Below are 24,745 nucleotides of genomic sequence, written 5' to 3' on the forward strand. Positions count from 1 at the left end.
GTTCGCGCAGAGGGGAGGTGAGTCCATGGAGTCCCAGCTCGCCGTGTGGGAGCCACCGGAGTTCGACGAGATCGGGGTCGCCCCCGAGGTGACGATGTACGTCGCCCGGTGGGAGACCGACTGACAGGAGGTGGGGAGGGCGCCGGGCCCGCGGGTCCGGCGCCCTCCCCGGTCCGGGGACGAGGTGTGCGGATGTGGCTGCGGGTGCTCGGAGCGGCCGCCGGTGGCGGGTTCCCGCAATGGAACTGCGACTGCCCGGGGTGCCGCGCCGTGCGCGACGGGACGCGCCCCTGCACGCCGCGCACGCAGTCGTCGGTCGCGGTGAGCGCCGACCGCCGGTCCTGGTTCCTGCTCAACGCCTCGCCGGACGTCCGGGCGCAGATCGAGGCCTTCCCCGCCCTGCACCCGCGCCCGGGCCGGGCGACGCCGCTGCGGGCCGTGCTGCTCACCGACGCCGAGCTCGACCACACGCTCGGCCTGCTCCTGCTGCGCGAGGCACGGGCGCTGGAGCTGCACGCCACGGCCGCGGTGCGCGAGACCCTGTGCCAGGGATCCGCGATCCTGCGGACACTCGAGCGCTACTGCCCCGTCGACTGGCGTCCCGTCGTGCCGGGCGCCGACGTCGCCCTGGCGGACGGGCTGTCCTACCGCGCCTTCGACGTCCCGACCCGGAAGGCGGCCCGCTTCGGTCCCGGGCGGTCCGAGGGACGCGTCGTCGGGTACCGGCTGACCGACACCCGCAGCGGCCGGACCGCGGTGTACCTGCCGGGCGTGCAGGACCTGAGCGCGGTGCGGGAGCACCTGCAGGACTGCGCCTGCCTGCTCCTCGACGGCACGTGCTGGACGGACGACGAGATGGTCCGGCTGGGCCTCGCGACGAAGACCGCCCGCGACATGGGGCACGTCCCGATGCACGGCCCCGGCGGCAGCCTCGAGCAGCTCGCGGCGCTGTCCGTCGGACGGACGCTCTACGTCCACCTCAACAACAGCAACCCCGTGCTCCTGGACGACTCGCCGGAGCGCAGGGCCGTCGCGGAGCGCGGGATGGAGATCGCCACGGACGGCCTCGAGGTCGAGGTCTGAGAGGGGTGTCATGACGGCCGAGACGATCGGGACGACCGGGACGACGGGGCCGACGGGGCCGACGGAGGACTTCGTCGACGCGCTGCGTGCGCGGTCGCAGCGCTACCACGACCAGCACCCCTTCCACGTCCGGATGAACGCCGGCCTGCTGAGCCCCCGGCAGATCCGCGGCTGGGTGGCGAACCGCTTCTACTACCAGGAGAACATCCCCCGCAAGGACGCCGCGATCCTGGCCAACTGCCCCGTCCTGGAGGTCCGGCGGCGGTGGATCCGCCGCATCGTCGACCACGACGGCACGACGGGCACCGAGGGCGGCATCGAGGCGTGGCTGCGCCTGGCGGAGGCCGCCGGACTGCCCCGCGAGGAGGTGCTCGACCACCGGCACCTGGTCCCGGGGGTGCGGTTCGCCGTCGACGCCTACGTGACCTTCGCCCGCACACAGCCCTGGGTGGACGCGGTGGCGTCGTCGCTCACCGAGCTCTTCGCGCCGGACCTGATGGCCGAACGCCTCGCCGCGTTCGAGCGGTACTACCCGTGGATCGACCGGGAGGGCCTGACCTACTTCCGGAACCGGCTGCACCAGGCGCCCCGGGACTCCGAGCACGCCCTGCAGGTCGTGACCGAGTACTGCCGCACCCCGGAGGAGCAGGAGCGCGCGGTGGCCGCGCTGACGTTCAAGTGCGACGTGCTCTGGAGCCTGATGGACGCCGTCGACCGGGCCTACCCGGAGTGAACGCGATGCCCTCACCCGAATCCGCGGTGGCCGGGGTGGTGTCCCTCGACGGACGCCCCCGGCTCGCGCGGCACGTCCGGCTCAGCTACGACCGGGCGCGGGAGCGGCACGTCCTGCTGCGCCCCGAGGCCGTGGTCGTGCTGAACGGCACCGGAGCGGACATCCTCGGCCTGTGCGACGGCCACCGGACCGTCGCGGAGATCGTCGCGGACCTGCGGCGGCGCTACGCGCAGGTGGCCGAGGGCGACGTGCAGCGCTTCCTCGCCGGTCTCGTCGACCGCCGGTGCGTCGTGATCGACCCCGTGATCGACCCGGAGACTCCGGAGGACGTCGATGGATAGGCCCTTCGGCCTGCTCGCCGAGCTCACCTACCGCTGCCCGCTCGCCTGCCCGTACTGCTCCAACCCGATCGACCTCGCCGGCTACCGCGACGAGCTGACGACGGCGGAGTGGCTCCGGGTGCTCGAGGAGGCCCGTGAGCTGGGCGTCCTGCAGTGCCACCTGTCCGGGGGCGAGCCGCTCCTGCGGCGGGACCTCGTGGACCTCGTGCGTCGGGCGACCGAGCTGGGCCTCTACACGAACCTGGTGACGAGCGCCGTCGGGCTGTCCCGGCGCCGCGCCGAGGAGCTGCGCGAGGCCGGCCTCGACCACGTGCAGATCAGCATCCAGGCCGAGGACCCGGCGGTGTCGGACCGGATCGCCGGGACGCCCTCCTACGCCCGCAAGATCGAGGCGGCGCGGGTGGTGAAGGAGCTGGGCTGGCCGCTCACGGTCAACGTCGTCCTGCACCGGCAGAACATCGACGGGCTCGCCGACATCGTCGGGCTCGCCGAGGACCTGTGCGCCGACCGCGTCGAGCTGGCCAACACCCAGTACTACGGCTGGGCCTGGCGCAACCGGGCCGCGCTCCTGCCGACGCGGGACCAGCTCGACCGCGCGGAGGTGGTCGTCCGGGACGCGAGCCGGCGCCTGGCGGGGCGGATGGACGTCGTCTACGTCCTGCCCGACTACTACGAGCGCTACCCGAAGCCCTGCATGGGCGGCTGGGCCACGCGCCAGCTCACCGTGGCGCCCAACGGCGACGCCCTGCCCTGCCCGGCCGCGCAGACGCTGCCGCTCCCCCGCGCCAGCGTGCGCGAGGACTCCCTCGTCCGCATCTGGACGGACTCGCCGCTGTTCCAGCGGTTCCGGGGGACGGACTGGATGCCGGATCCCTGCCGGAGCTGCGACCGCCGGGAGATCGACTTCGGGGGCTGCCGCTGCCAGGCCTTCCAGCTCACCGGCGACGCCGCCCGCACCGACCCGGTCTGCCACCTCTCCCCCGACCACGCGCTCGTCGACGAGGCCGTGCGGGCCGCCGACGAGGAGGCGCGACCGGGCGTCCTCGTCCCCCGACCGCACCGGGCCGGGTCGTCGTGACGGCCCCGTTCCCGAGGCCGACCCGCGCCCAGCAGCGGCCCGGCCACCCGGACGCCGACCAGGCGGAGCTGGCCTACCGCATCGGGTGCGACGCCGCGGCGCTGCGCCACGAGTGCACGTACGCCGACGTCCCCCACCCGATCTGCCACGAGCTGCTGCCCTGGCTGACGGCCGTCCAGCGGTCCCTCCACGGCCCTCCCCTGCCCCTCGAGGCGCTCCGCGAGGTCGCCGACCGGTGGCGGAGATGCCGCGCGGCCTACTTCGCCGACGAGGACTGGGCCGCGGTCCGGGTCGTCGCCCCGTTCGACCGTCCGACCCCGTCGGTGTGGTGGCGGCTGCGGCACGGCCGCGAGCCGTGCCCGCCCCGCCTGCAGGAGGAACGACCCTGAGCATGCGGAAGGCCCCTGGACACCGTCCCGGGGCCTTCCGTGGTGGTAGCGGGGGCAGGATCCGGACCTGCGACCTCTGGTGGTCAGCGGTCGTCCGGTTCCTCGTGCTGCTCGTCGTGCCACCCGCCCGGCGTCGGGTGGTAGCCGTAGGCCGCGGCACGCACGTGCTCCTCGTCCTCGAGCCCGGACCCGATGGCGCCACCGACCGTGGCCATGGAGCTGATGATCCAGGCCAGCGTGAGGTAGCCGGGCAGGCCGACGGGGTGCCCGAGGTTCTGCTCGAGCACGGAGGCGTCGATCAGCATCGCCGCGGCGGCGAGGGTCCCCACGAACAGCACGGCGTACGACACCGCCGCCGCCAGGCCGAGCGTGATCACCGTCCCCAGGTTGAACAGGCGGGCGAGCTCGGCAGGGGTGTCCGGTGACGGCTTCTCCCAAAGGTGGTGGGTGAACACGAGCCAGCCGACCAGGGCGGTGACGGACAGCAGCATGATCACCGTCAGCCGCAGGCCGTCGAGGGCGTCGCCCATCTTCCAGATGGAGGTGGTGGCCAGCGAGAAGGCCGCCGTCCCGAACGCTCCCACCAGGAGCTTGGACAGCCCCAGCAGCGCCCGGCCGGGCCGGTTCGCCCGGACCATGCCGGCGGCCAGACGCAGCCGCCCGGCCGCCCGGGACGCGACGAACCCGACCTCGCCGTCGTCGGTCTCGTCGTCCACGAACCGGTGGATGGGCGCGACATCCTCCACCATCCGTGCCGCCTGCCGGTCGGGCATCGGTCGGTCGGACCGCTCGTCGGCGGCGAGCAGGCCTTCGACCAGGCCGGCGACCGCGGTACGCCCCGCGCGCAGCTGTCCGAGTCCGAGCGCGGGCAGCGAGACGACACCGACCCGGCGTCGCGCCGAGCAGTGCGCGACGAGCGGCACCCGCTGGGCGTGCAGGGGCAGGTCGGTCAGGCATACAGCGAGGTCCCACCCGCACCCCTCCCGGCGCCGGGCGACGTCGTCGAGCAGCGCGTCCGCACCCCCGTAGCGGCGAGGGGCGACCGCACCCCACCCCGAGCGGACCTCCCAGCGCAGGTCCCGGTCGACCTGGGCGGCGAGCAGCCCGGGAAGCTCCCGCGTGAGCCGTTCGGAGACCCGTGCGGGGTGGTCGGGCGGCGTCGCGACGAGGCCGACGGTGACGACTCCGCGCTCCGGACCCGTCTCCGGCGCCTGCCCCCTCGTCTGTGCTTCGTCGGTCATCGGCAACTCCCCGGGGAGGTTGGTGGCGACGGCCGCTGAACCGCGGACCGGCGATCTCCGGCCGGCAGCCGCGCCGCGTCCACGAGAAGACGATGCGCGAGATCTGCGTCGACCGGCTGGGACAGGAGTCGGGTGGCCGTCAGGGTTTGAGGACGACCTTCTCGCAGTCGTCCTGCTTGTTCTTGAAGATGTCGAAGCCGCGCTCCGCCTGGTCGAGCGGCAGGGTGTGGGTGATGATCCGGGTCGGGTCGATCTCTCCGCGCTCGATGCGCTGCAGCAGCGGCCTCATGTAGCGCTGCACGTGGCATTGCCCGGTGCGCAGGGTCAGCGCACGGTTCATCCACGCGCCGGCGGGGAACTTGTCCACCAGACCTCCGTAGACGCCGATCACCGAGACCACGCCGCCGCTGCGGCAGGACAGGATCGCCTGACGCAGGGCATGGGGGCGGTCGGTCTCGGACCGTACGGCCTGCTTGACCCGGTCGTACGCGGAGATGTGCGCGCTGCCGTGGGTGGACTCGAGGCCGACCGCGTCGATGCACTTGTCCGGTCCCCGCCCACCGGTCAGTTCCAGCAGCCGGGACCGTACGTCGACCTCCTCGAAGTTCACCGGCGTGTGGCCTGCCCGTTCGGCCATCTGCAGCCGGTACGGCTCCTTGTCGATGGCGATGACCTCCGCGGCGCCGAGCACCCGCGCGCTGTCCATGGCGAACTGGCCGACCGGGCCGGCGCCCCACACCGCCACCACGTCACCGGACTGGATGTCGCACATCTCAGCACCCATGTAGCCGGTGGGCAGGATGTCGGAGAGGAACAGCACCTGCTCGTCGGTCAGATCGGATTCGATCTTCAACGGACCGACGTCGGCGAACGGCACCCGCGCGTACTGCGCCTGACCGCCGGCAAAGCCGCCGGTCAGGTGCGAGTAGCCGAAGAGCCCGGCGACCGGGTGACCGAACATCTTCTCCGCGATCCCGGCGTTGGGGTTGGAGTTCTCGCAGCAGGAGTACAGCTCGGCGGTGCAGGCACCGCACGCGCCGCACGCGATCGGGAACGGCACGACGACCCGGTCCCCGACGCGCAGCCGATCCGGATCGACTCCCGGCCCGACCTCGATGACCTCACCCATGAATTCGTGACCCATGACGTCGCCGTCCTGCATCGTGGGCACGTACCCGTCGACCAGGTGCAGGTCCGAGCCGCAGATCGCGGTGGAGGTGATCCGTACGATGGCGTCGCGCCTGTTCAGGATCCTCGGGTCCGGCACGTCACGGACCTCGACCTTGTTGCGGCCCGCCCAGGTGTTCGCCCTCACGCGTCCGCTCCCTTCGCGAGTTCGGAGTCCGACAGCGGTTGCGCCGGACGTTGCGGGAACTCCTTGCGGGCCCGCTTGCCCCACGGGGCGCCCTCGGACCGGACCACTTCGCCGGTCTCCAGCACCTGCTTGAGCCGGCGCAGGTCGTCGTCGAGCTGCTGGTGCGGTTCCTCGCCGAAGTACTTGGCGACCGCCTTACCGACCGGGCCGCCCGGGACGTCGTACTCCAGGGCGACGTGCACCTCGGTGCTCACACCGTCCGGGGCGGGCACGAACCGGACCGTTCCGGCGTTCGGCACGTCCGCGTTCCCCGTCGACCGCCACGCGATCCGCTCGCCGGGCGCCTCGTCGACGATCTCCGCGTCCCACCCGACGTTCTCGCCGAACGGGGCGCCGGCAGACCAGTGGCTCGTACGGTCCCCGGTGGCGCGGACCTCCTCGAGATGCGCCATGAACGTCGGGAGGTTCTCCAGGTTGCGCCAGAACGCATAGACCTCCGGCGCGGGTTTGCGAATGGTCGTCGTCGCCGTCAGCTCCACCGATCCTCCTTTGCGTGAGCCCCGTACCGCCACACGGAGCCGATCTCCCCGCCCCCGACGGCCTGCGCGGCGGTCCGCAGGTCCCCCACACCGCACCGGCCGGCGAGCGACCGCCGGTCGGCGCCTCACCCATCCGGACGGAACACCGCCCGGACGCAGCCGTCCTCCTTGTCCTTGAACATCCGGTAGCCCTTCGGCCCGTCGTCGAGCGGCATCACGTGGGTGGCGAGATGCTCTGTCGTCACCTCGTCCCGGCTCATGCGGTCGAGGATCTCCGGGATGTAGCGGTGCCCGTGCTGCTGGGCACCACGCAGAGTCAGTGCCTTGTTCATCACCGCGCCGAGGGGGAACTTGTCCACGACGCCGGCGAAGACGCCGAGGGTGAACACCGTCCCGCCCTTGCGGCAGGCGTAGATGGCCTCCCGCACCGCCGTGGGCCGGTCGGTCTGCAGCCGCATCTGCTGCTTGACCTGGTCGTAGAGGTACTGCGGGCCCGGGTGGTGCGCCTCCATGCCCACCGCCTCGATGCAGACGTCCGGTCCCCGGCCACCGGTCATCTCGCGGAGCTCGGCGGGGACGTCCACCTCCTCGTAGTCGAGGGTCTCCGCCCCGATGTGGGTGCGGACCTGCTCGAGCCGGTTGTCGTACCGGTCGATGACCACGACCCGCTCGGCGCCCATGATCGTGGCCGCGCGCGCGGCCATCTGCCCCACGCCGCCGGCCCCCCACACCGCGACGACGTCACCCGGCCGCACCTGGGCCTGGTGCGCCCCCGTCCAGCCGGTCGGCGCCGCATCGGAGGCGAACAGCGCCCGCTCGTCGGACACGCCGTCAGGGATGGCGAAGGCCCCCTGGTCGGCATAGGGCACCCGGATGTAGCGGGCGTGGCTGCCCGCCCAGCCGCCCATCGCGTGGGAGTACCCGAAGCAGCCGCCGATGGACTGGCCCCACAGCACCTCGGTGATCCCCGGGTTGGGGTTGCCGTTGTCGCACAGGGACCACAGCCCCTGTCGGCAGTACCAGCACTGCCCGCAGCCGATGAAGGAGACCACCACCACGCGGTCGCCCACCTGATGCTTCGTGACCCCGGGCCCGACCTCGGCGACCGTGCCCATGAACTCGTGTCCGAGCACGTCCCCCGCGCGCATGGCAGGGATGTAGCCGCCCACCAGGTGCAGGTCCGAGCCGCAGGTCGCGCTCAGCCCCACCTCGACGATGATGTCGTGGTGGTTGAGGATCGTGGGCTCGGGGACGTCCTCGACGCCGATCTCGTTGACCCCCCGCCAGGTCACCGCCTTCACCGCACACCTGCCTTGGGCGCCACCTTGGTCCACACCTCGAGGAGCGCTCCGCCGGGGGTCGGCGTCCGCTTGCCGTGCGGTGCGGGGTCCACCGCCAGCACCTCGCCCACCTCGATGAGCTGCTTGGCCCGACGGAGCGCGGAGCGCAGGTCGGCGTGCGGGTCGCTGCCGCTCAGCCGACCGAGGGTGCCGCCGGAGGGCTGGGTGCGCAGCCGGACGCCGAGCTCGGTGCCCTTGCCGTCGGCGGCCGGGCGGACACGGACCTCGAGCTGTTCGCCGAACTCCGCCAGGGGTGCGGGCGGCTTGGCGGTGTCGATCTCGGACGGCTCCCGGAACACGGTCAGCACGAGCCACCCGGACGCCGGCTGGGTCGCGCCGGCCGGCCGGGCCGCGGACGGGTCGATGACCGACCGCACCTGGCGGACGACGCTTCCACCGGCGCGGGCGGCGAGGGACGCCACGTTCCCGAGGGAGGAGATCATGCACGGCCTCCCGCGCCTGCGGACTGCGGGGCGCCGGCGAATTCCTGCACGATGCGCTCGCAGAAGGCCGGCAGGTCGTCGGGCGATCGGCTCGTCGTGATGTTGCCGTCCGTGACGACCTGCTCGTCGACCACCTCCGCCCCGGCGTTGCGCAGGTCCGTGCGCACGCTCGGCCACGAGGTCAGCCGGCGGCCGCGCGCGACGTCGGCCTCGACGAAGTTCCAGGGGCCGTGGCAGATCGAGGCGACCGGCTTGCCCGACCGGACGAAGTCCCGGACGAACCGCACCGCCGCGGGTTCCATCCGCAGCTTGTCCGGGTTCACCGTCCCACCGGGCAGGAGCAGCGCCTCGTAGTCGTCGACCGACACCGCGTCGACCAGCTGGTCGACCGCGAAGGTGCCGGCGTCCTCGAGGTCGTGGTCGCGGGCCCGGATCTCGCCGCCGGTGATGGAGACGACGTCTGTGTGGGCACCGGCGTCCTCCAGCGCCTGCCGCGGCCGCTCCAGCTCGACCCGCTCCACGCCGTCAGCCGCGAGAATGGCGATCCGGCGTCCGTCCAGCACTCCTGCCATGTCAGGCACCCGTCCCCGCCATCCCCGGGCGCAGGACGACCTTCGTCCAACCGTCGTCCCGCTTGTCGAAGTGCTCGTAGGCCTCCGGCGCGCGGTCGAGGGGCAGCTCGTGGCTGACGATGAACGACGGCTCGGCCTTGCCCGCGGCGATCAGGTCGCGCAGCTGCCGGTTGTACTTCTTGACCGGCGCCTGACCACTGCCGATGTGCTGGCCCTTGAACCAGAACATGCCGTAGTCGAAGGCGATCCTGCCCTGCTTCGCCAGCTCGTCGCTGCCCCCGGGGTCCTTGGGCACGAAGACGCCGACGTTGCCGATCTTCCCGGTGAAGCGCACCGAGGCGACCAATCGGTTCATCGTGAGGTTGGCCTGCTCCTGCCCGTCGGGCTCGTGCGCCTGGTAGCCGACGCACTCGCAGCCGTTGTCCGCACCCAGCCCCATCGTCTCGTCGAGAACAACCTGCACCGGATCGACCTTCGAGTCGTCGATGGCGATCGCGCCGATCGACTCGGCCAGCCGCAGCCGGTCGGGGTGCCGGTCGACGACCATCACCTTGCCGGCTCCTCGGATGGTCGCCGAGAGGGCGGCCATCAGCCCGACCGGTCCGGCGCCGTAGATGACCGTCTGGTCGCCGGGCTGCACGCCGGCCATCTCCGTGGCGTGGTAGCCGGTCGGGAAGATGTCGGCGAGCATCACGTAGTCGGTCTGGCGCTGCTCGGCGTCCTCCCCCAGCCGCAGGCAGTTGAAGTCACCCCAGGGCACGCGCAGCAGCTCGGCCTGTCCCCCGGCGTACGGGCCCATGTCGGCGAAGCCGTATGCGGCGCCGGCCATGTTCGGCTCCGGCTGCGCGGTCAGACAGTAGTTCGTGAGCTGGCGCTCGCAGTTCTTGCAGTGTCCGCAGGCGATGTTGAACGGCAGGACGACGTATTCCCCCACCTGGACCTTGTCGACCCCGTCGCCGACCTCGACCACCTGGCCCAGGTTCTCGTGCCCGAACCAACGGCCGGGCTCGAAGTCGGTCCGACCCTCGTACATGTGCAGGTCCGAGCCGCAGATGTTCGCCGACGTGATCCGCACCAGGACGTCCGTCGGCCGCTCGATCCGGGCGTCCGGTACGTCCTTGACACTGACCTGCCGCGGCCCTTCGTAGACCACTGCCTTCATGCTGCCTCCTCGTCGCCGTTGAATCCCACCGCTCCGGCTCAACCGGGCCCTCGATTACACCCAGGGCTGCGAGGGAACCGGTATCGGCAGATCTGCCGATACCGACGCGGCGGGGACGAGATCGACGCGGCCGTCTCCCTCCGGCCACCCCGCGCCGAGGCCGCACGGTCAGGACATCGTCAGGACCGACGAGGATCGAGGAACGCCCGGATCGAGCGGCCGCACGACGGTCCCGCTCGCGTCCGTTCGAGCGAGGGCTCACGGGCATCTGGATCTATCTCGCCCACAGATGTGGAAAGCCGGATCTCCGGGGTACTGGTACCGGGCGCCGTGTTCTGCCCCGGCCGGTCGAGCAGTCGGGCCCGGGCGAGGCCCGGATCCGCCGCTTCGCCCGGCTGCAGAAGGGGAGACATGTGCTCAAGGAGGACGGTGAGCTGCTGTTGGCCGCGACCGCGGCCTCGGCAGGCACCGCGTCCGCGCGCGCGCAGGCCCTGCTCGGGGTCCTTCGCAGCGTCGTCTCGTTCGACGGTGCATGGCTGGCGCTCGCCGACCCGCTGGGCCACGGCTACCTCTCCCTGGCGAGCGTCGACCTCGATGTCTCGACCGTGGACTTCCTCCGCGGTCGGCTGACGGCACGGGACATCGAGGTCACCGGCACCGACCGGGCCCGTCCGCCGTTGAGTCCCTCCGACCTGCCCTACCCCGCCGAGGAGCTCCCGACCTGGGCCGAGTGCCTGATCCCGGCCGGAATCCACGGGGCGTTGGTGCTCGCCCTGTTCGCGCCCGGAGGCCGGCACGTCGGCTTCCTCGCGCTGCTGTCCGGCAGCCCGCAGCCACCGTCGCCGGCCATCCGCCGCCGACTCGAGCGGCTCGCGCCGGTGCTCGCGCACGGCATCGATCCGATGCGTTCACTGCTCGCCGCCGCGCGCCTGGTGCGGGCGGCCGTCGCCGGCGTGGTGCTACGCGCGGACGGCGGCTGCCAGGCGCTGCCGGGCCTGCGGGCGGACGCGCTGCTGGCCCCCCGCTCCCCCGCCCTGGCCGTCGCCCGTGAGCGGATCCGGGAGGGGCACGTGTACTCGTCCTTCCTCTGGCCGATGGGCGGCCCTCACGCTCCCGACGGGCACGTGCGCGTCACCGTCCTGGCGGCACCCGAGGACGTGCCGCCGGGCCTGACCGCTCTGGCCCTGCTGTCACCGGCGACCGACCTGCACGGGCTGACCCCGCGGGAGATGGAGGTGCTGGGCCTCCTGGTCGAGGGGTGCTCCAACCAGGAGATCGCCCGCACGCTCGTCGTGGCCCCGCGGACCGTGGCCACCCACCTGGAACACATCCTCGGCAAGCTCGGGACACCGACGAGGACACTCGCCGCGGTCCGCGCCGAACGGGACGGTCTCTACGTTCCCACCCTGCCCATGCGTGCCTCGGCGCCGCAGCACAGCACCGGCGGGACAGAGCTGCGACCCCGACTGGACGACGCCGGATGACCCCCTGGTCACAGATCTGGCCGCAACACGAGGAAACGGCCCTCCGGATCATCTCCGGAGGGCCGTTTCCGGCTGGTAGCGGGGGCAGGATTCGAACCTGCGACCTCTGGGTTATGAGCCCAGCGAGCTACCGAGCTGCTCCACCCCGCGTCGCTGTGGTCGGCCCTTCCGGGCTTCGCACTGCTGTCTTGCTGTTGTGCCCAGAACATTACACGCCCGCGAACGGGGCGTGCACGGGGGGTCGGTTCCGGCCCCGGCGCCCTGACCTGCGACGACGCCGCGGCATCGGTGATGCCGTGGCGTTTTCGCCGGTCAGCGCGCCGCGCGCCGGATCCGGTGGGCCTGCTCACATCCTCGGCCGGCCCCCGCCCCCGAGAACGCCGACGGGCGGCCCCGGGGTCCGGGACCGCCCGCCAGGTCGAGCAGCGCCTCAGCCGCCCGGCGACGGGGCCGGGGTGGCCGGGGTCGCCGGGGCGGCGCTCTGTGCGGCCTGGAACTTCTTCACGGCGGCGTCGAGCGCCGAGAGCGCGTCGCCCTGGGCCGCGAAGTCGCCCGACTGCTGCGCGGCCTTCAGCTGCGCGAGGGCCGAGGAGATCTCGTTCGCCGCGGACGCCAGCTCGGGGCTGGCCCCCGTACTCGGCGTCGGCGCCCCCGCCGCGGGGGCCTGCGGTGTCGAGCCCTGGGTCGGTGTCGTCGCCGCGGCCGCGGCTCCCGCGCCCGCCCCGAACACCTGGTCCAGCGCCGTGGCCAGGTTGGCGTCGTAGCCGACGCGCCCGCCGAAGCTCACCAGCACCCGGGCGAGCTGGGGATACGACGAGTCCTGCCCCGCCCGCTCGATGTACACCGGCTCGACGTACAGCAGCCCACCCGCCACGGGCAGCGTCAGCAGGTTCCCGTAGTCGATGGTGGTCTGGTTCTGTCTGAGCAGGTTCAGCTCCGACGACACGTTCGGCGAGCCGAGGAACTGCGCCTGGACCTGCTGCGGGCCGAGGGTCTGCGTGTCCGCCGGCAGCTGCAGCACCGTGATCTTGCCGTAGGTGCCCGGCTCCGAGCTCGCCGTCATGTACGAGGCCATGAACTGCCGGCGCAGGCTCACCAGGGCGCTGGTGAGCTGGAAGCTCGCGCCCTCCTGCCCGGGCAGGCCGGTCATCAGGTAGTAGGGCGGCTGCGCGTCCTGCGACGCGCCGGTGTTGCCCTGGACCGTCGGGTCCGACGGGACGTCCCAGAACGACACCGTGGAGAAGAACTCGCCCGGGTTGTCGACGTGGTAGCGGGTCAGCAGCTCGCGCTGGACCTTGAACTGGTCCTCCGGGTACCGGAAGTGGTCGCGCAGCGAGTCGCTGATGTCCGAGGCCGGCTTGACCGTGCCGGGGAACGCCTTCATCCAGGTCTGGAGGACCGGGTCCTTGTCGTCGAAGGCGTAGAGGGTGACGGTGCCGTCGTACGCGTCGACCGTCGCCTTCACCGAGTTCCGCAGGTAGCTGATGGTCTCGTTGGGCAGGCGCTGGCCCTGCAGGCCGAGCTGGCTGTCCTGGGTGGTGTCGCCCAGGGGCACCTGCTCCGCGTACGGGTAGTTCCGCAGCGTCGTGTAGCCGTCGACGATCCACTGGATCCGCCCGTCGACGACCGCCGGGTACGGGTCGTTGTCGACGGTCAGCCACGGGGCGACCTTCTCGACGCGGTCCCGCGGGTCCCGGTCGTACATGATCCGGGAGTTGTCGTTGATCGAGCTGTTGAACAGGATGTTCCGCTCGCCGTAGTAGAGCGAGAAGACCAGCCGGTTGAACAGGTTCCCGAGCGAGACGCCGCCCCTGCCCGTGTAGGTGTACTGCGCGGTGTCGGTGTCGTACTCGCGCGGCGCGGCGCCCTCCTCGGCGCCGACGATCGAGTAGTCCGTGATCAGCTCGCCGTAGTAGATCCGCGGCTCGGAGACCGGGATCTGCCCCTCGGTCGTGGTGTCGCTGACCGTGAACCTCGGCAGGCCGCCCTGGCCCCCGGTGTCCTCCAGCGCGGCGTTGACCTGGTTGGCCGGGGCGGCGACGAAGCCGTTGCCGTGCGTGTAGACGAGGTGCCGGTTGATCCAGTCCTGCTGGTTGCCGACGAGCGCGTTCGAGTCGAGCTCGCGCGCGGCGACCACGTAGTCCTGCTTCTGCCCGTCGACCGTGTACCGGTCGATGTCGAGCTTCTCCGGGAAGCCGTAGAAGTTCCGCCGCTGCTGGAGCTGGGTGAAGGTCTTGGTGAGCTTGCCGGGGTCGAGCAGGCGGATGTTCGGGATCGTGTTCGTGTCCGCCCGGACCTGGGCCGAGGTGGCGGTCGAGGTGCCCGAGTAGGGCTCGATCGTCACCTTGTCGTCCGTGAGCCCGAAGGCCTGCCGGGTGGCGGCGATGTTGCGCTCGATGGACGGGGCCTCGCGCTCGTTCGCGTTGGGCGCCACGACGAACTGCTGCAGCACGGCGGGCCACGCCGCGCCGACCAGCACGCTCGACAGCACCAGCAGCACCACCGCGATGGCCGGGAGCTGCAGGTTCCGCCGGAACACCGCGGCGAAGAAGGCCGCGGCGCAGATGATCGAGATGACCAGCAGGATGATCTTCGCCGGCATCACGGCGTTGAGGTCCGTGTAGGTGGCGCCGAAGAAGTTCTGGTTGCGGTCGGAGTAGAGCAGCTCGTACCGGTCGAGGTAGTACGCGACCGCCTTCAGCAGCACGAACACGCCGGCGAGGATCGCGAGCTGGGCCCGGGCGGCCGCCGAGACCTGGCCCGAGCGGCCCGTCAGCCGGATCCCGCCGAAGACGTAGTGCGCGATCAGCGCGACCACGAAGCAGATCGCGACGGTGACGAACAGCCAGTTCAGCAGCATCCGGATGAACGGCAGCGTGAAGGCGTAGAAGCCGATGTCGTTGCCGAACTCGGGATCGGTCTGCCCGAACGGCGTGCCGTTCAGGAACATCTGCGTGGTCTGCCAGTCGCCCTGGGCGGCCAGGCCGGCGATGATGCCGACGATCACCGGGATGCCGATCCCGAACACCCGCAGCCGGGAGATGATCACCGTTCGGTACCGGGCGATCGGGTCCTCCGGCCCGTTGACCGGCACGAAGACCGGGCGGAACCGGTAGGCGAGCCACAGCGTGAGCCAGACCGCGCCGCCGAGCAGCAGCCCGCCGATGACGAACTGGACGACCCGGGTGCCGATCATGGTGCCGAGCACGCCCCGGTAGCCCGTCTCGCCGTACCAGAGCCAGTCGACGTAGAAGTCGACCAGCCGGGACCCGCCGAGCAGCACCACCACCAGGACAGCGGCCGCGATCAGCAGTATCCGCGTACGGCGGGACAACGACGGTGCTCCCGCCGGGGGCCGCATGGCCACGGCAACTCCTCGAGGGTCGGTTCAGGTGCGTCAACTCTACGGACGGCGTGTGGAGTTCCCGTGTGTCCGGTGTGCGCGCACCGTTCGTACGGTTCGTCCGTTCCGTATCCGCTCGCCGGCGACCGTACCGCGTTCTCCCGACGGTTCGGATCCGCCCAGCTCAGGGACCGCTCAGGGACCACTCGGGGACGTCCGGCGGCCGCTCAGGGCGTGCAGGCCGGGGCCTGGCCGCCCGTGTCGAGCGTCTCCAGGGCGTCGACGGCGGAGGCGAGCGTGGTCACCCGGACCAGGCGCAGCCCGTCGGGTGCGTTCTGCGCGGCCTCGGCGCAGTTGTCGCTCGGCACGAGGAAGGTGACCGCGCCCGCGTCCCGGGCCGCCCGCATCTTGAACGGGATGCCGCCGATCGGCCCGACCGTCCCGTCCGCGGTGATGGTGCCGGTGCCCGCGACGAACTGCCCGCCGTTGAGCTCGCCCGGCGTGAGCTTGTCCACCACGGCGAGCGCGAACATCAGGCCCGCCGAGGGGCCGCCGATGTCGCCCAGGCTGATGGTGATGGCCCCGGCGGCCGGCTGCACGCCCGGCCGCACGCCGAGCATGCCCTGCTGCCGGTCGGGGCTCGAGCCGAGCGTGATCGTCGCGTCCTGCTGGGCGTCGCCGCGCCGGTAGGTGACGACGACGGGCTCGCCCGGCGTCGTGCCGTTCAGCGCGTCGGCCACGGCCTGCGGGGTCGCGACCGGGATCCCGCGGACCGAGACGAGGGTGTCGCCGGGCTGCAGCACGCCCTCGGCCGGCGAGCCGGGCACGACGTCGGCCACGGTGGCGCGGGTCGGCACCTTCAGCTCGGACAGCGCGGCGAGCTCGGCGTTCGTCTCCGACGCCGTGAACTGCTCCGCGTTCTCCCGGTCGACCTCCGCGGTCGACCGGCCGGGCGGGAACACCGTGTCCCGCGGCACCAGGCGCCGTTCCGGCGCCAGCCAGAACCCGAGCGCCTGCAGGCCGGTCACGCCGTCGTTGACCGAGACGGTGGTCATGTTGAGGTGCCCCGAGGTGGGGTAGGTCGGCGCCCCGTCGACGGCGACGACCTGCGTCCCGTCCACGGCGCCCAGGGTGTCGTAGGTCGGTCCGGGCCCCAGGGCGACGAAGGGCACGCGGACGACGGTCCCGACGCCCACCACCACGATCACCAGGAGCACGGCGGCGACCAGCGTCGACGTCCGGCGGCTCACGGGGAGCGAACCTACGCCGCAGCCCTCGCGGTCCGCGTACGGTGGTCGGCATGAGTGACGTCCCGTTCGGCTTCGGCCCCTCCGACCGCGACCCGGACCGCGACCGCAGACGGGACGAGGGAGAGGGCGGCAACGAGGGGCCCAAGGACCCCTTCGGCTTCGGCAACCTGCCCGGCGGCGGCCAGTTCCCCGGCATCCCGGGGATGCCCGGGATCCCCGGGATGCCGGGCGGTCCCGGCGGATTCGACGTCGGCCAGCTCGGCCAGATGCTCAGCCAGCTGGGGCAGATGCTGTCGAGCGCGAGCCAGACCGGCGGCGGCGGGGGCCCGGTCAACTACGACCTCGCCGCGCAGATGGCCACCCAGCAGCTCGCGCAGAAGACCTCCTCGCTCACGGACGCCCAGCGCACCGCGGTGGCCGACGCCCTCAAGCTCGCGGAGCTGTGGCTCGACCCGGCCACCGAGTTCCCGGCCGGCGCCACCGAGACCGTGGCCTGGACGCCGACGGACTGGGTGAAGGCGAGCATGCCCACCTGGAAGCGGCTGTGCGACCCGGTGGCCCAGCGCGTCTCCGGCGCCTGGGTGGAGGGCCTGCCCGAGGAGATCCGCAGCGCGGCCGGGCCGATGCTCGCGATGATCGGCCAGATGGGCGGGCTGGCCTTCGGCAGCCAGCTCGGCAGCGGTCTCGGCCAGCTCGCGGCCGAGGTGCTGACCGGCGCGGAGGTCGGGTTCCCGGTGGGGCCGGAGCGCACGGCGGCGCTGCTGCCCGAGGCGATCGAGAAGTTCACCGGCGGCCTCGACCGCCCGGCCAGCGAGGTCATGATCTACCTGGCCGCCCGCGAGGCGGCCCACCACCGGCTGTTCGCGCACGTGGCATGGCTGCGGGAGCGGCTGCTCGGCGCGGTCGAGGACTACGCCCGCGGCATCACCGTCGACACCTCGCGCATCGAGGACATGGCCCGCCAGATCGACCCGTCGAACCCGGCGTCGATCCAGGAGGCCATGCAGTCCGGCATGTTCGAGCCGCAGACCACCCCGGAGCAGAAGGCGGCGCTGGCGCGGCTGGAGACGCTGCTCGCCCTCATCGAGGGCTGGGTGGACACCGTGGTGGCCGAGGCCGTCGGCGAGCGGCTGCCGGGCGCGGGCGCGCTACGCGAGACGCTGCGCCGCCGCCGCGCCTCCGGCGGGCCCGCCGAGCAGGCCTTCGCCTCGATCGTCGGGCTCGAGCTGCGGCCGCGGAAGCTGCGGGCCGCCGCCGAGCTGTGGAAGCTCCTCGGCGACGAGCGCGGGATCGAGGGGCGGGACGCGGTGTGGGCCCACCCGGACCTGCTGCCGGACTCGGACGACCTGGACGACCCGGCCGGCTTCGTCCACCGCCGCGAGACGGACGACCCGATCGCCGAGCTGGAGAAGCAGTTCGCCGCGGAGGCCGCCGAGGCGGCGGAGCAGGAGAAGCCCGAGGACCCGGGGACGGACGACGAGCCGGGCGCGGCGTCGGCCGAGGGTTCCGGCACCGCCGGTGAGACCCCGGAGAAGCGGGACGGCGAGGACGAGGGCGGGTCGCCCCGCGCCTGATCCGGGCTCGACCCTCCCGGTTCCCGTGAGTACGGCGCCGGTCCCGCGGGACCGGCGCCGTGCCGCGTTCAGCCCACGCCTGCGGCGGCCTCGTCCTCGGCCTCGGGCTCCTCGTCGGCGTCGGGCAGGTCCTCGCCGTCCGTCCCGACCAGGCCCAGGCCCGCGGCCGCCGACAGCCCCTCCAGGTAGCCGATGGCCCGCTCGGTGCGCGGGTAGTGGTGCACGAGCGACCAGAAGTAGTCGTCGTGACCCGGCGCGAGCAGGTGCGCCAGCTCGTGCACCAGGACGTAGTCGACCACCCAGCCGGGCGCCTCGCGCAGCCGCTCGCTGATCCGGATCGTGCGGTCCTGCGGGGTGCACGAGGCCCAGCGGGTGCGCATCGGGGGGACCCACCGCACCGAGGCCGGGGTCGCCCGGCCGCCCAGGTACCGCTTCGACAGCTCCAGGCAGCGGTCGAGCAACGCCCCGTCGCCGTGCCTGCCGGGTGAGCGCCGCTTCGCCTCGCTCTTCTCGAGCCGGCTGACCATCTCGTCCACCCAGCGCCGTTCCTCGGCCTCGCTCATCCAGCCCGGGATGAACACGATCACCGTGTCACCCTCACGCCGCGCGCTGACCATCCGACGCCGCCGTTGACTCCGTCTCACCTCGACGACCGCGGGGCTCGCCATTCCTCCACCCTAGGCCCCGTGCGGAGCGGGCGGGAGCGGAGGATCTCCGGCGGCCGGGTTGTCCACAGATCTTCGCGCCTGTGGACAACCGTTCGCGCGGTGGCGGGCCGCCGACCATCCTCGGAGCCGTGATTCGCACCCTCGCCTCCGTGCCGCGCCGGCTGGTCCTGGCCCCGCACCGTCCGCTGCTGGCCCGGGGCACCCGGGCCCGCCAGATCGGGCTGGCTCCGCGGGACGGCGTGCTGGTCGCCGGCCTGCCCGCGGCGGTGCTGCCCCTGCTCGAGCGGTTGCGCGCACCGGCCGTCGCGCTCGACTGGGTGGCCGAGGCCGGGGCCCGCGGGGTCGGCGTCGGGTTCGCGCAGGCGCTGCTGCGCGGGCTCGTCGAGCGCGGCGCCCTGGTCGACCCGGCGGTGGGCGAGCGGCGGACGGAGCGTCGCGCGGCGAGCGCGGTCCAGGTGCGGGGCGACGGGCCGCTGGCCGTCGGGGTGGCGACGGCGCTGGCGCGGGCGGGGATCGGCGCGGTGCGGGTCGTCGCCCGCGGGCACGTCGAGAGCGCGGACCTCGGCTGCGGGTACGGGGAGGAGTCGGTGGGGAGGCCCCGCGGGGAGGCCGCCGCCGAGGCGGTGCTGCGGGCCCGCGCGGGCACGGCCACCGGTGCCCTGCCGCCGGGGCGTGCCCCCGACCTCGTGGTGCTCACGGACGCGGTGGTCCCCGAGCCGGAGGTCGTCACCGAGCTCACCGCGGCCGGCACCGACCACCTGCCGGTGCTGGTCCGGGACGGCCTCGGGGTGGTGGGCCCGCTGGTCCTGGTCGGCCGCTCCCCGTGCCTGCGGTGCGTCGAGCTGGGCCGGGGCGACCTCGACCCGGCGTGGCCGGTGGTCGCGGCGCAGTTGACCGGGCGAAGCGGCGGGGCCGAGCCCGAGGCCATCGCCGCCACCGCCGCCCTCGGTGCGGCGCAGGCGCTCCTCGCGCTCGACGGCGAGCGCCCGCCGCCCACCCTCGGCGCCGCCCTCGAACTCGACGTGCACGGCGGGCGCCTGCGCCGGCGACCCTGGCGGGCGCACCCCGACTGTCACTGCGGAGCGGACGCGCGGACGGTCCCGGCCGCGGCGGATGTGACGCATCCCTCCCCCACGCGCGCCGCAGAGGTCGGCGCGACGTGCGTGCCGGCCGCACGGCGGGAGACAATCATGAGGTGAGCGACATCCCCCGCCGGACCGCCTCCCGTACGGCCAAGCTGGCCAGCCTGCCGCTCGGTGTCGCCGGGCGGGCGGCCGCAGGGTGGGGCCGGCGCCTCGCGGGCGGCGACCGGGAGCAGATCTCCGCGCAGATGATGGCGAAGAGCGCCGAGCAGCTCTTCGCGGTCCTGGGCGAGCTCAAGGGCGGCGCGATGAAGTTCGGCCAGGCGCTGAGCATCTTCGAGGCCGCCGTGCCCGAGGAGCTGGCCGGCCCGTACCGGGACGCGTTGACCAAGCTGCAGAGCGCGGCCCCGCCCATGCCCCCGTCGGACGTGCACCGGATGCTGGCCGAGCAGTTCGGCCGCAACTGGCGGTCCCGCTTCCGCGACTTCGAGGAGGAGCCCGCCGCCGCGGCGAGCATCGGTCAGGTGCACCGCGCCGTGTGGCGGGACGGCCGGGAGGTGGCCGTCAAGGTCCAGTACCCGGGCGCGGAGGAGGCGCTGCGCTCCGACCTGCGCCAGCTCGCCCGGATGAGCCGGCTGCTGCAGCCGCTGGCGCCCGGCATGGACGTCAAGCCGCTGATCACCGAGCTGCAGGAGCGGATGGTCGAGGAGCTCGACTACCGGGACGAGGCCGAGAACCAGCGCGCGTTCGCCGCGGAGTACGACGGCGACCCGGAGATCCGGGTGCCGAAGGTCGTCGCCTCGGCGCCGCGGGCGATGGTGAGCGAGTGGGTCACCGGGCGCCGGCTCTCCGACGTGATCCGCTCCGGTACCCAGGAGGAGCGCGACCACGCGGGCGCGCGGCTCGCGGGGTTCCACTACTCGGCGCCGTACCGGCTGCACCTGCTGCACTCGGATCCGCACCCGGGCAACTTCCAGGTCCTCGACGACGGCCGGCTGCTCGTGGTCGACTTCGGGGCGGTCGCCCGACTCCCCGAGGGACTGCCGCCGCCCCTCACCGTCATGACGAAGTACGCCCTGGAGAACCGGCCGGCGGACCTGCTCCAGCTGCTGCGGGACGAGGGCTTCGTGCGTCCCGGCACCGAGCTCACCGCGGAGGAGGCCCTCGCGTACCTGGCGCCGTTCACCGAGCCCCTGCACACCGAGACCTTCCGGTTCACCCGGGCCTGGCTGCAGAGGCAGGCCGAGCGGGTCGGCGACCTGCGGCGTCCGGAGTTCGACACCGGGCGCGCGCTGAACCTGCCGCCGCAGTACCTGCTGGTGCACCGGGTCACCCTGGGCACGCTCGGGGTGCTGTGCCAGCTCGAGGCCGAGGTCCCGCTGCGCGGCATCGTCGGGCACTGGCAGCCGGAGCTGTTCGCGGCGAGCTGACACCGCGGACCGGCACGCGGGACGTGCTCCACCCCCGTGGGTTCCGAGCAGCCAGCCCACGGGTCCGGACGGCACGACGCCCGCCCCGCAGGTAGCTCCCGGGGCGGGCGTCAGGAACCGCGGTGGGACGCGCGGCGGCCGTCGTGGCGAGCGAGGGCGGCGGGGCGTCACCCGTCGCCGGGGCCGGGTCCCGCGTGGGCGGACCCGGCTCCCGGCGGACGTGCACCGCGGTGCCCTCCCGCGACTCAGCCGGAGGCGGCGCGGGCGCGCGCGGCGCGGCGGGCGGCGTAGGCCGCCAGCCGGTCCCAGCGCCGGCCCGCGGAGAGCCGACGCGCGAGCCGGTGGTCGCGCGCGGCCTCCTCGGCCTCTTGCTGTCGCGATCGGGCCAAGGCTTCGTTCATCACCAACATCGCGGTGCCCTGGGCGTCGATGCGGGTGCGCACGTCGTGGGCCGGTCGGTCGGTGCGGATCACGAGATCGGTCATCGGAAGCTCTCCTCGAAGCGGGACGCCGGCCCCGGGGGAAGGGGATCGGGCGTCGGTCCTGGTCGGGCTGGGGTTCTCGCTGGTCAGGCGCAGGGCCGGGCGTTCGCGCCGGCCAGCTGCCGGGCCCGTTCCTGTGCCTTCTGGTGGGCCTCGGCCCAGGCCCGGTCACGGGCGAGGTCGGCCTTGCTGGGCCGGCCCCTCGGACGCTTGCGCGGGATGACGACTCCTCGTTCGAAGATCTCGCCGCCCCACACGCCCCAGGGCTCCTCCCGGGACAGGGCGCCCGCGAGGCACTCGATCCGGATCGGGCAGCCCTCGCACAGCGCCTTGGCCCGTTCCAGCTCGGCCGGCGACTCGGCGAACCACAGGTCCGCCTCGCCCTGCCGGCAGGGCAGGTCCAGGCCGGACTCCGGGACGTCACCGAGCAGACCGCCAACGCCGGGAGCGGTGTCGCCGCCGCCGTACTCGTGCCTGATCGCCCCGCCGTCGCACGGGGTGGATCTGACTAGCACCGCACTACCTCCTGGTGTGGTGGGTGTGTTGTGTTCTCTCCGGTGGTGGATGGGTGGACGGACGTGCCCCCGGGTGGGGACACGAAAAAGGGCCGCGGATCCCTGGTGCGGGTTCCGCGGCCCTCGATCGAGGCCAGCCGGCTGTTACGACCTTCGTCGGGACAGCCCGCTCGGAACGGACACACCTGTCCAGTTGTGATCGGTGACGACCGCGAACGGCACCTGGTTCTCGGTGCGGACGGCACGGAGCGCGGAGAGCGGCCACCCGCCGCGCGGGCGGCGCGGGGACGGCGCGGCACCGAGGCGGGTGCAGGCACCGGCGGGCGCGATCGCACGCGGCGTCCCGGTCGTCCCGGTCGTCATCGCGTAGATCTCCATGGCGGCGCCTCCTCTCCGGCAGCTCGGCGCGGTCCCGTGCGGGAGGACGGGGCGTTGCTCCGTCCGTGCATGTGAGACTAGAAGGGGCCCCCGGACGCGCACAACAGAATTAATCCGTTGATTCGAGAAGCAGTTTCCGGTCCACCCGGGCGCCGCCGGTCGTTCACCTCACGGTCGCCGCGCGACTGCTCCCCCCGCAAGCCCGCGCGCCGCGTGTGCTCAGGCTCCCGAGTCGCTGACCAGTGCGAGGACGTCGGGGCCGTACCGGTCGAGCTTGCGGGCCCCGATCCCCGGGATCCCGACCAGGGCCGCGGCGTCGGCCGGGCGCTGCTCGGCGATGGCGGTCAGCGTCGCGTCCGTGAAGATCACATAGGACGGCACGCCCTGCCGTCTGGCCACCTCGCCGCGCCAGTCCCGCAGCCGCTCGAGCAGCTCGGTGTCGACGTCGGAGGGGCAGGCGCCGCACCGCTGCAGCTTCAGTGCCGTGGTGCCGATCAGCGGCTCCCCGCACACCCGGCAGCGCGGCTTCGGCCCGCCGTGGCGGCGCTGCCCGCCCTGCGCGACCCGCGAGGCGGGGTGCTCCTCGGGGATCAGCCCGTACAGGAAGCGGCTGCGGCGCCGCTGCCGCCCGCGGCCGGCGGCCCGGGCCAGCGCCCACGACATCCGCAGCACCCGGCGGGCCCGGGTCACCCCGACGTAGAGCAGCCGCCGCTCCTCCTCGATCGCGGCCTCGTCGCCCTCGGCGTGCTGGATCGGCAGGGTGCCGTCGACCAGCCCGACGAGGAACACGACGTCCCACTCCAGGCCCTTCGCGGCGTGCAGCGAGGCCAGCGTGACGCCCTGGACCACCGGGGGGTGCGACGCGTCCGCCCGCGTCTCCAGCTCGGCGGAGAACCGGCGCAGGTCGGCCTGCGGCTCGACCGCGGCCAGCTCCTCGGCCAGCCCCACCAGCGCGAGCAGCGACTCCCACTGCGCGCGCATCGCGGTACCGGCGGGCGGCTCGTCCGTGAGCCCGACCGTCGCGAGCACCCGGCGCACCGCGGTGACCAGGTCCATCCCCGCGGGCAGCGGCGGGGCGGTGCGCAGCGCGACCATCGCCCGGCGCACCTCGGCGCGGGTGAAGAAGCGCTCGCCGCCGCGCACCTGGTACGGCACGCCGGCCTCGGTGAGCGCCTGCTCGTAGCTCTCCGACTGCGCGTTGATCCGGAACAGCACGGCGATCTCGGCGGGCGGGGTGCCGTCGGCGACCAGCCTGCGGATCTTCGCGGCGACGGCGGCGGCCTCGGCCGGCTCGTCCTCGTACTCGGCGAAGTCCGGGTCCGGGCCCGGCGGCAGCTGCCCGACCAGTCGCAGCCGGCTCCCGGCGACCCGGCCGCGCGCGGCGCCGATGACCGAGTTCGCGCAGGCCACGATCTGCGGGGTGGAGCGGTAGTCGCGGGTCAGCCGGACGACGGTGGCGTCGGGGAAGCGGCGCGGGAAGTCCAGTAGATAGCGGGGCGAGGCCCCGGCGAAGGTGTAGATCGTCTGGTTGGCGTCGCCGACGACGGTCAGGTCGTCCCGCTCGCCGAGCCAGGCGTCGAGCACCCGCTGCTGCAGCGGGGTGACGTCCTGGTACTCGTCCACCACGAAACACCGGTACCGGTCGCGGAACTCCTCGGCGACCGCGCGGTGCTCCTCGAGAGCGGCGGCGACGTGCAGCAGCAGGTCGTCGAAGTCCAGCGCCTCGGCCCGGTTCTTCAGCGCCTCGTACCCCGCGTAGACCTGCGCGACCTGCTCGACCGGCCCCGGGACGTCCCGCCGCAGCCGGGCGACCTCGGCCGGGTAGGCCTCCGGGGTGATCAGGCTGGACTTCGCCCACTCGATCTCGGTGGCGAGGTCGCGCAGCGCGTCCGAGTCCGTGCCCGCCCGGGCGTGCGCCGCGGCCTGGCCGATCAGCCGGAGCTTGCCCTCGAGCAGCTGCCACGGCCGGTCGCCCACCACCCGCGGCCAGAAGTACCGCAGCTGACGCAGCGCCGCCGCGTGGAAGGTGCGGGCCTGCACGCCGCCCGCGTCGAGCGCGCGGAGCCGGGTGCGCAGCTCCCCCGCCGCCCGGGCCGTGAAGGTGACGGCGAGGACCTGCCCGGGCGCGACGTGCCCGTGCCGGACCAGGTGCGCGATCCGGTGCGTGATCGTGCGCGTCTTCCCGGTGCCGGCGCCGGCGAGCACGCAGACGGGCCCGCGCGGTGCGGTGACGGCGGCCCGCTGTTCCTCGTCGAGCCGGTCGGGGTCGGCGGGAGCCGTCACGGAAGCCGTCACCGCCCCAT

General features: G+C 73.4%; 23 protein-coding genes and 1 tRNA gene. 10 read left to right on the forward strand and 14 right to left on the reverse strand.

The genetic code is table 11. The features are described from left to right. The first annotated feature begins 25 nt into the window (after positions 1 to 25). The 6 genes from pqqA to ACFQH9_RS06195 all read left to right on the forward strand — a co-directional run bounded on the left by pqqA (position 26) and on the right by ACFQH9_RS06195 (position 3,624). A complete protein-coding gene (gene pqqA, locus ACFQH9_RS06170) occupies positions 26 to 124 on the forward strand; it encodes a pyrroloquinoline quinone precursor peptide PqqA (RefSeq protein ID WP_379564915.1) in 99 nt (32 codons plus the stop codon). Between the two features lie 68 nt (positions 125 to 192). Further along, a complete protein-coding gene (gene pqqB, locus ACFQH9_RS06175) occupies positions 193 to 1,083 on the forward strand; it encodes a pyrroloquinoline quinone biosynthesis protein PqqB (protein ID WP_379564916.1) in 891 nt (296 codons plus the stop codon). Between the two features lie 10 nt (positions 1,084 to 1,093). After that, positions 1,094 to 1,816, forward strand: a complete 723-nt coding sequence (gene pqqC / locus ACFQH9_RS06180) for a pyrroloquinoline-quinone synthase PqqC (protein WP_379564917.1) — start codon at positions 1,094 to 1,096, stop codon at positions 1,814 to 1,816. A 5-nt stretch (positions 1,817 to 1,821) separates the two neighbouring features. Further along, positions 1,822 to 2,157: a pyrroloquinoline quinone biosynthesis peptide chaperone PqqD gene (pqqD, locus tag ACFQH9_RS06185; RefSeq protein WP_379564918.1), complete on the forward strand. Its 336-nt coding sequence runs from the start codon at positions 1,822 to 1,824 to the stop codon at positions 2,155 to 2,157. Continuing rightward, entirely contained in the window at positions 2,150 to 3,235 is a 1,086-nt protein-coding gene (pqqE, locus tag ACFQH9_RS06190; RefSeq protein WP_379564919.1) for a pyrroloquinoline quinone biosynthesis protein PqqE, read from the forward strand. The genes pqqD and pqqE overlap by 8 nt, the downstream gene beginning before the upstream one ends. Beyond that, positions 3,232 to 3,624, forward strand: coding sequence for a hypothetical protein (locus ACFQH9_RS06195; protein ID WP_379564920.1), 393 nt, complete (start codon positions 3,232 to 3,234; stop codon positions 3,622 to 3,624). Before pqqE ends, ACFQH9_RS06195 begins: the two co-directional genes overlap by 4 nt. Positions 3,625 to 3,707: 83 nt before the next feature. Here the strand turns inward: ACFQH9_RS06195 and ACFQH9_RS06200 are convergent, their stop codons facing one another. The 7 genes from ACFQH9_RS06200 to ACFQH9_RS06230 all read right to left on the reverse strand — a co-directional run bounded on the left by ACFQH9_RS06200 (position 3,708) and on the right by ACFQH9_RS06230 (position 10,236). Then, on the reverse strand, positions 3,708 to 4,865 hold the full coding sequence (locus tag ACFQH9_RS06200) for a hypothetical protein (protein WP_379564921.1): 1,158 nt from the start codon (positions 4,863 to 4,865) through the stop codon (positions 3,708 to 3,710). Between the two features lie 139 nt (positions 4,866 to 5,004). After that, positions 5,005 to 6,180: a zinc-dependent alcohol dehydrogenase gene (locus ACFQH9_RS06205; RefSeq protein WP_379564922.1), complete on the reverse strand. Its 1,176-nt coding sequence runs from the start codon at positions 6,178 to 6,180 to the stop codon at positions 5,005 to 5,007. Continuing rightward, positions 6,177 to 6,719 carry an SRPBCC family protein gene (locus ACFQH9_RS06210; protein ID WP_379564923.1) on the reverse strand — a complete coding sequence of 181 codons (543 nt, stop codon included), beginning with the start codon at positions 6,717 to 6,719 and terminating at the stop codon, positions 6,177 to 6,179. Before ACFQH9_RS06210 ends, ACFQH9_RS06205 begins: the two co-directional genes overlap by 4 nt. Positions 6,720 to 6,844: 125 nt before the next feature. Continuing rightward, the gene (locus ACFQH9_RS06215; protein WP_379564924.1) at positions 6,845 to 8,020 is read right to left on the reverse strand and encodes a zinc-dependent alcohol dehydrogenase; all 1,176 of its coding nucleotides are present in this window, start codon (positions 8,018 to 8,020) and stop codon (positions 6,845 to 6,847) included. Further along, positions 8,017 to 8,502 carry a hypothetical protein gene (locus ACFQH9_RS06220; RefSeq protein ID WP_379564925.1) on the reverse strand — a complete coding sequence of 162 codons (486 nt, stop codon included), beginning with the start codon at positions 8,500 to 8,502 and terminating at the stop codon, positions 8,017 to 8,019. The genes ACFQH9_RS06215 and ACFQH9_RS06220 overlap by 4 nt, the downstream gene beginning before the upstream one ends. Further along, positions 8,499 to 9,074 (reverse strand): type 1 glutamine amidotransferase domain-containing protein, encoded by a 576-nt coding sequence (locus tag ACFQH9_RS06225; RefSeq protein ID WP_379564926.1) that lies wholly within the window; start codon positions 9,072 to 9,074, stop codon positions 8,499 to 8,501. Before ACFQH9_RS06225 ends, ACFQH9_RS06220 begins: the two co-directional genes overlap by 4 nt. Before the next feature lies 1 nt (position 9,075). Continuing rightward, complete coding sequence (locus ACFQH9_RS06230; protein ID WP_379564927.1) at positions 9,076 to 10,236, reverse strand: glutathione-independent formaldehyde dehydrogenase; 1,161 nt, start codon at positions 10,234 to 10,236, stop codon at positions 9,076 to 9,078. A 413-nt stretch (positions 10,237 to 10,649) separates the two neighbouring features. Here ACFQH9_RS06230 and ACFQH9_RS06235 point away from each other — a divergent pair, with 413 nt between their 5' ends. Beyond that, entirely contained in the window at positions 10,650 to 11,720 is a 1,071-nt protein-coding gene (locus ACFQH9_RS06235; RefSeq protein ID WP_379564928.1) for a helix-turn-helix transcriptional regulator, read from the forward strand. Positions 11,721 to 11,793: 73 nt separating this feature from the next. On the opposite strand, the gene ACFQH9_RS06240 is transcribed toward ACFQH9_RS06235, so the two are convergent. From ACFQH9_RS06240 to ACFQH9_RS06250, 3 genes are all read right to left on the reverse strand, one after another. Beyond that, positions 11,794 to 11,870, reverse strand: a tRNA-Met gene (locus ACFQH9_RS06240). 280 nt (positions 11,871 to 12,150) lie between these two features. Then, the gene (locus tag ACFQH9_RS06245) at positions 12,151 to 15,087 is read right to left on the reverse strand and encodes a UPF0182 family protein (protein ID WP_379564929.1); all 2,937 of its coding nucleotides are present in this window, start codon (positions 15,085 to 15,087) and stop codon (positions 12,151 to 12,153) included. A 203-nt stretch (positions 15,088 to 15,290) separates the two neighbouring features. Continuing rightward, a complete protein-coding gene (locus ACFQH9_RS06250; RefSeq protein ID WP_379564930.1) occupies positions 15,291 to 16,313 on the reverse strand; it encodes a YlbL family protein in 1,023 nt (340 codons plus the stop codon). A 50-nt stretch (positions 16,314 to 16,363) separates the two neighbouring features. On the opposite strand from ACFQH9_RS06250, the gene ACFQH9_RS06255 reads away from it, so the two are divergent. Then, a complete protein-coding gene (locus ACFQH9_RS06255; protein ID WP_379564931.1) occupies positions 16,364 to 17,887 on the forward strand; it encodes a zinc-dependent metalloprotease in 1,524 nt (507 codons plus the stop codon). 68 nt (positions 17,888 to 17,955) lie between these two features. Here ACFQH9_RS06255 and ACFQH9_RS06260 read toward each other — a convergent pair whose 3' ends face one another. After that, entirely contained in the window at positions 17,956 to 18,555 is a 600-nt protein-coding gene (locus tag ACFQH9_RS06260) for a M48 metallopeptidase family protein (protein ID WP_379564932.1), read from the reverse strand. Between the two features lie 128 nt (positions 18,556 to 18,683). Between ACFQH9_RS06260 and ACFQH9_RS06265 the strand changes: the two genes are divergently transcribed. Together ACFQH9_RS06265 and ACFQH9_RS06270 are read left to right on the forward strand one after the other, a co-directional pair. Continuing rightward, positions 18,684 to 19,754 (forward strand): ThiF family adenylyltransferase, encoded by a 1,071-nt coding sequence (locus tag ACFQH9_RS06265; RefSeq protein WP_379564933.1) that lies wholly within the window; start codon positions 18,684 to 18,686, stop codon positions 19,752 to 19,754. Beyond that, a complete protein-coding gene (locus ACFQH9_RS06270) occupies positions 19,751 to 21,067 on the forward strand; it encodes an ABC1 kinase family protein (RefSeq protein ID WP_379564934.1) in 1,317 nt (438 codons plus the stop codon). The genes ACFQH9_RS06265 and ACFQH9_RS06270 overlap by 4 nt, the downstream gene beginning before the upstream one ends. Positions 21,068 to 21,312: 245 nt before the next feature. Here ACFQH9_RS06270 and ACFQH9_RS06275 read toward each other — a convergent pair whose 3' ends face one another. The 3 genes from ACFQH9_RS06275 to ACFQH9_RS06285 all read right to left on the reverse strand — a co-directional run bounded on the left by ACFQH9_RS06275 (position 21,313) and on the right by ACFQH9_RS06285 (position 24,737). Then, positions 21,313 to 21,552: a hypothetical protein gene (locus ACFQH9_RS06275; RefSeq protein ID WP_379564935.1), complete on the reverse strand. Its 240-nt coding sequence runs from the start codon at positions 21,550 to 21,552 to the stop codon at positions 21,313 to 21,315. Positions 21,553 to 21,635: 83 nt separating this feature from the next. Further along, positions 21,636 to 22,064: a WhiB family transcriptional regulator gene (locus tag ACFQH9_RS06280; RefSeq protein ID WP_379564936.1), complete on the reverse strand. Its 429-nt coding sequence runs from the start codon at positions 22,062 to 22,064 to the stop codon at positions 21,636 to 21,638. Positions 22,065 to 22,661: 597 nt separating this feature from the next. Then, on the reverse strand, positions 22,662 to 24,737 hold the full coding sequence (locus tag ACFQH9_RS06285) for an ATP-dependent DNA helicase UvrD2 (RefSeq protein ID WP_379564937.1): 2,076 nt from the start codon (positions 24,735 to 24,737) through the stop codon (positions 22,662 to 22,664). Positions 24,738 to 24,745: the final 8 nt, after the last annotated feature.

Source organism: Pseudonocardia lutea (assembly GCF_042658055.1).
Taxonomy (GTDB): domain Bacteria; phylum Actinomycetota; class Actinomycetes; order Mycobacteriales; family Pseudonocardiaceae; genus Pseudonocardia; species Pseudonocardia lutea.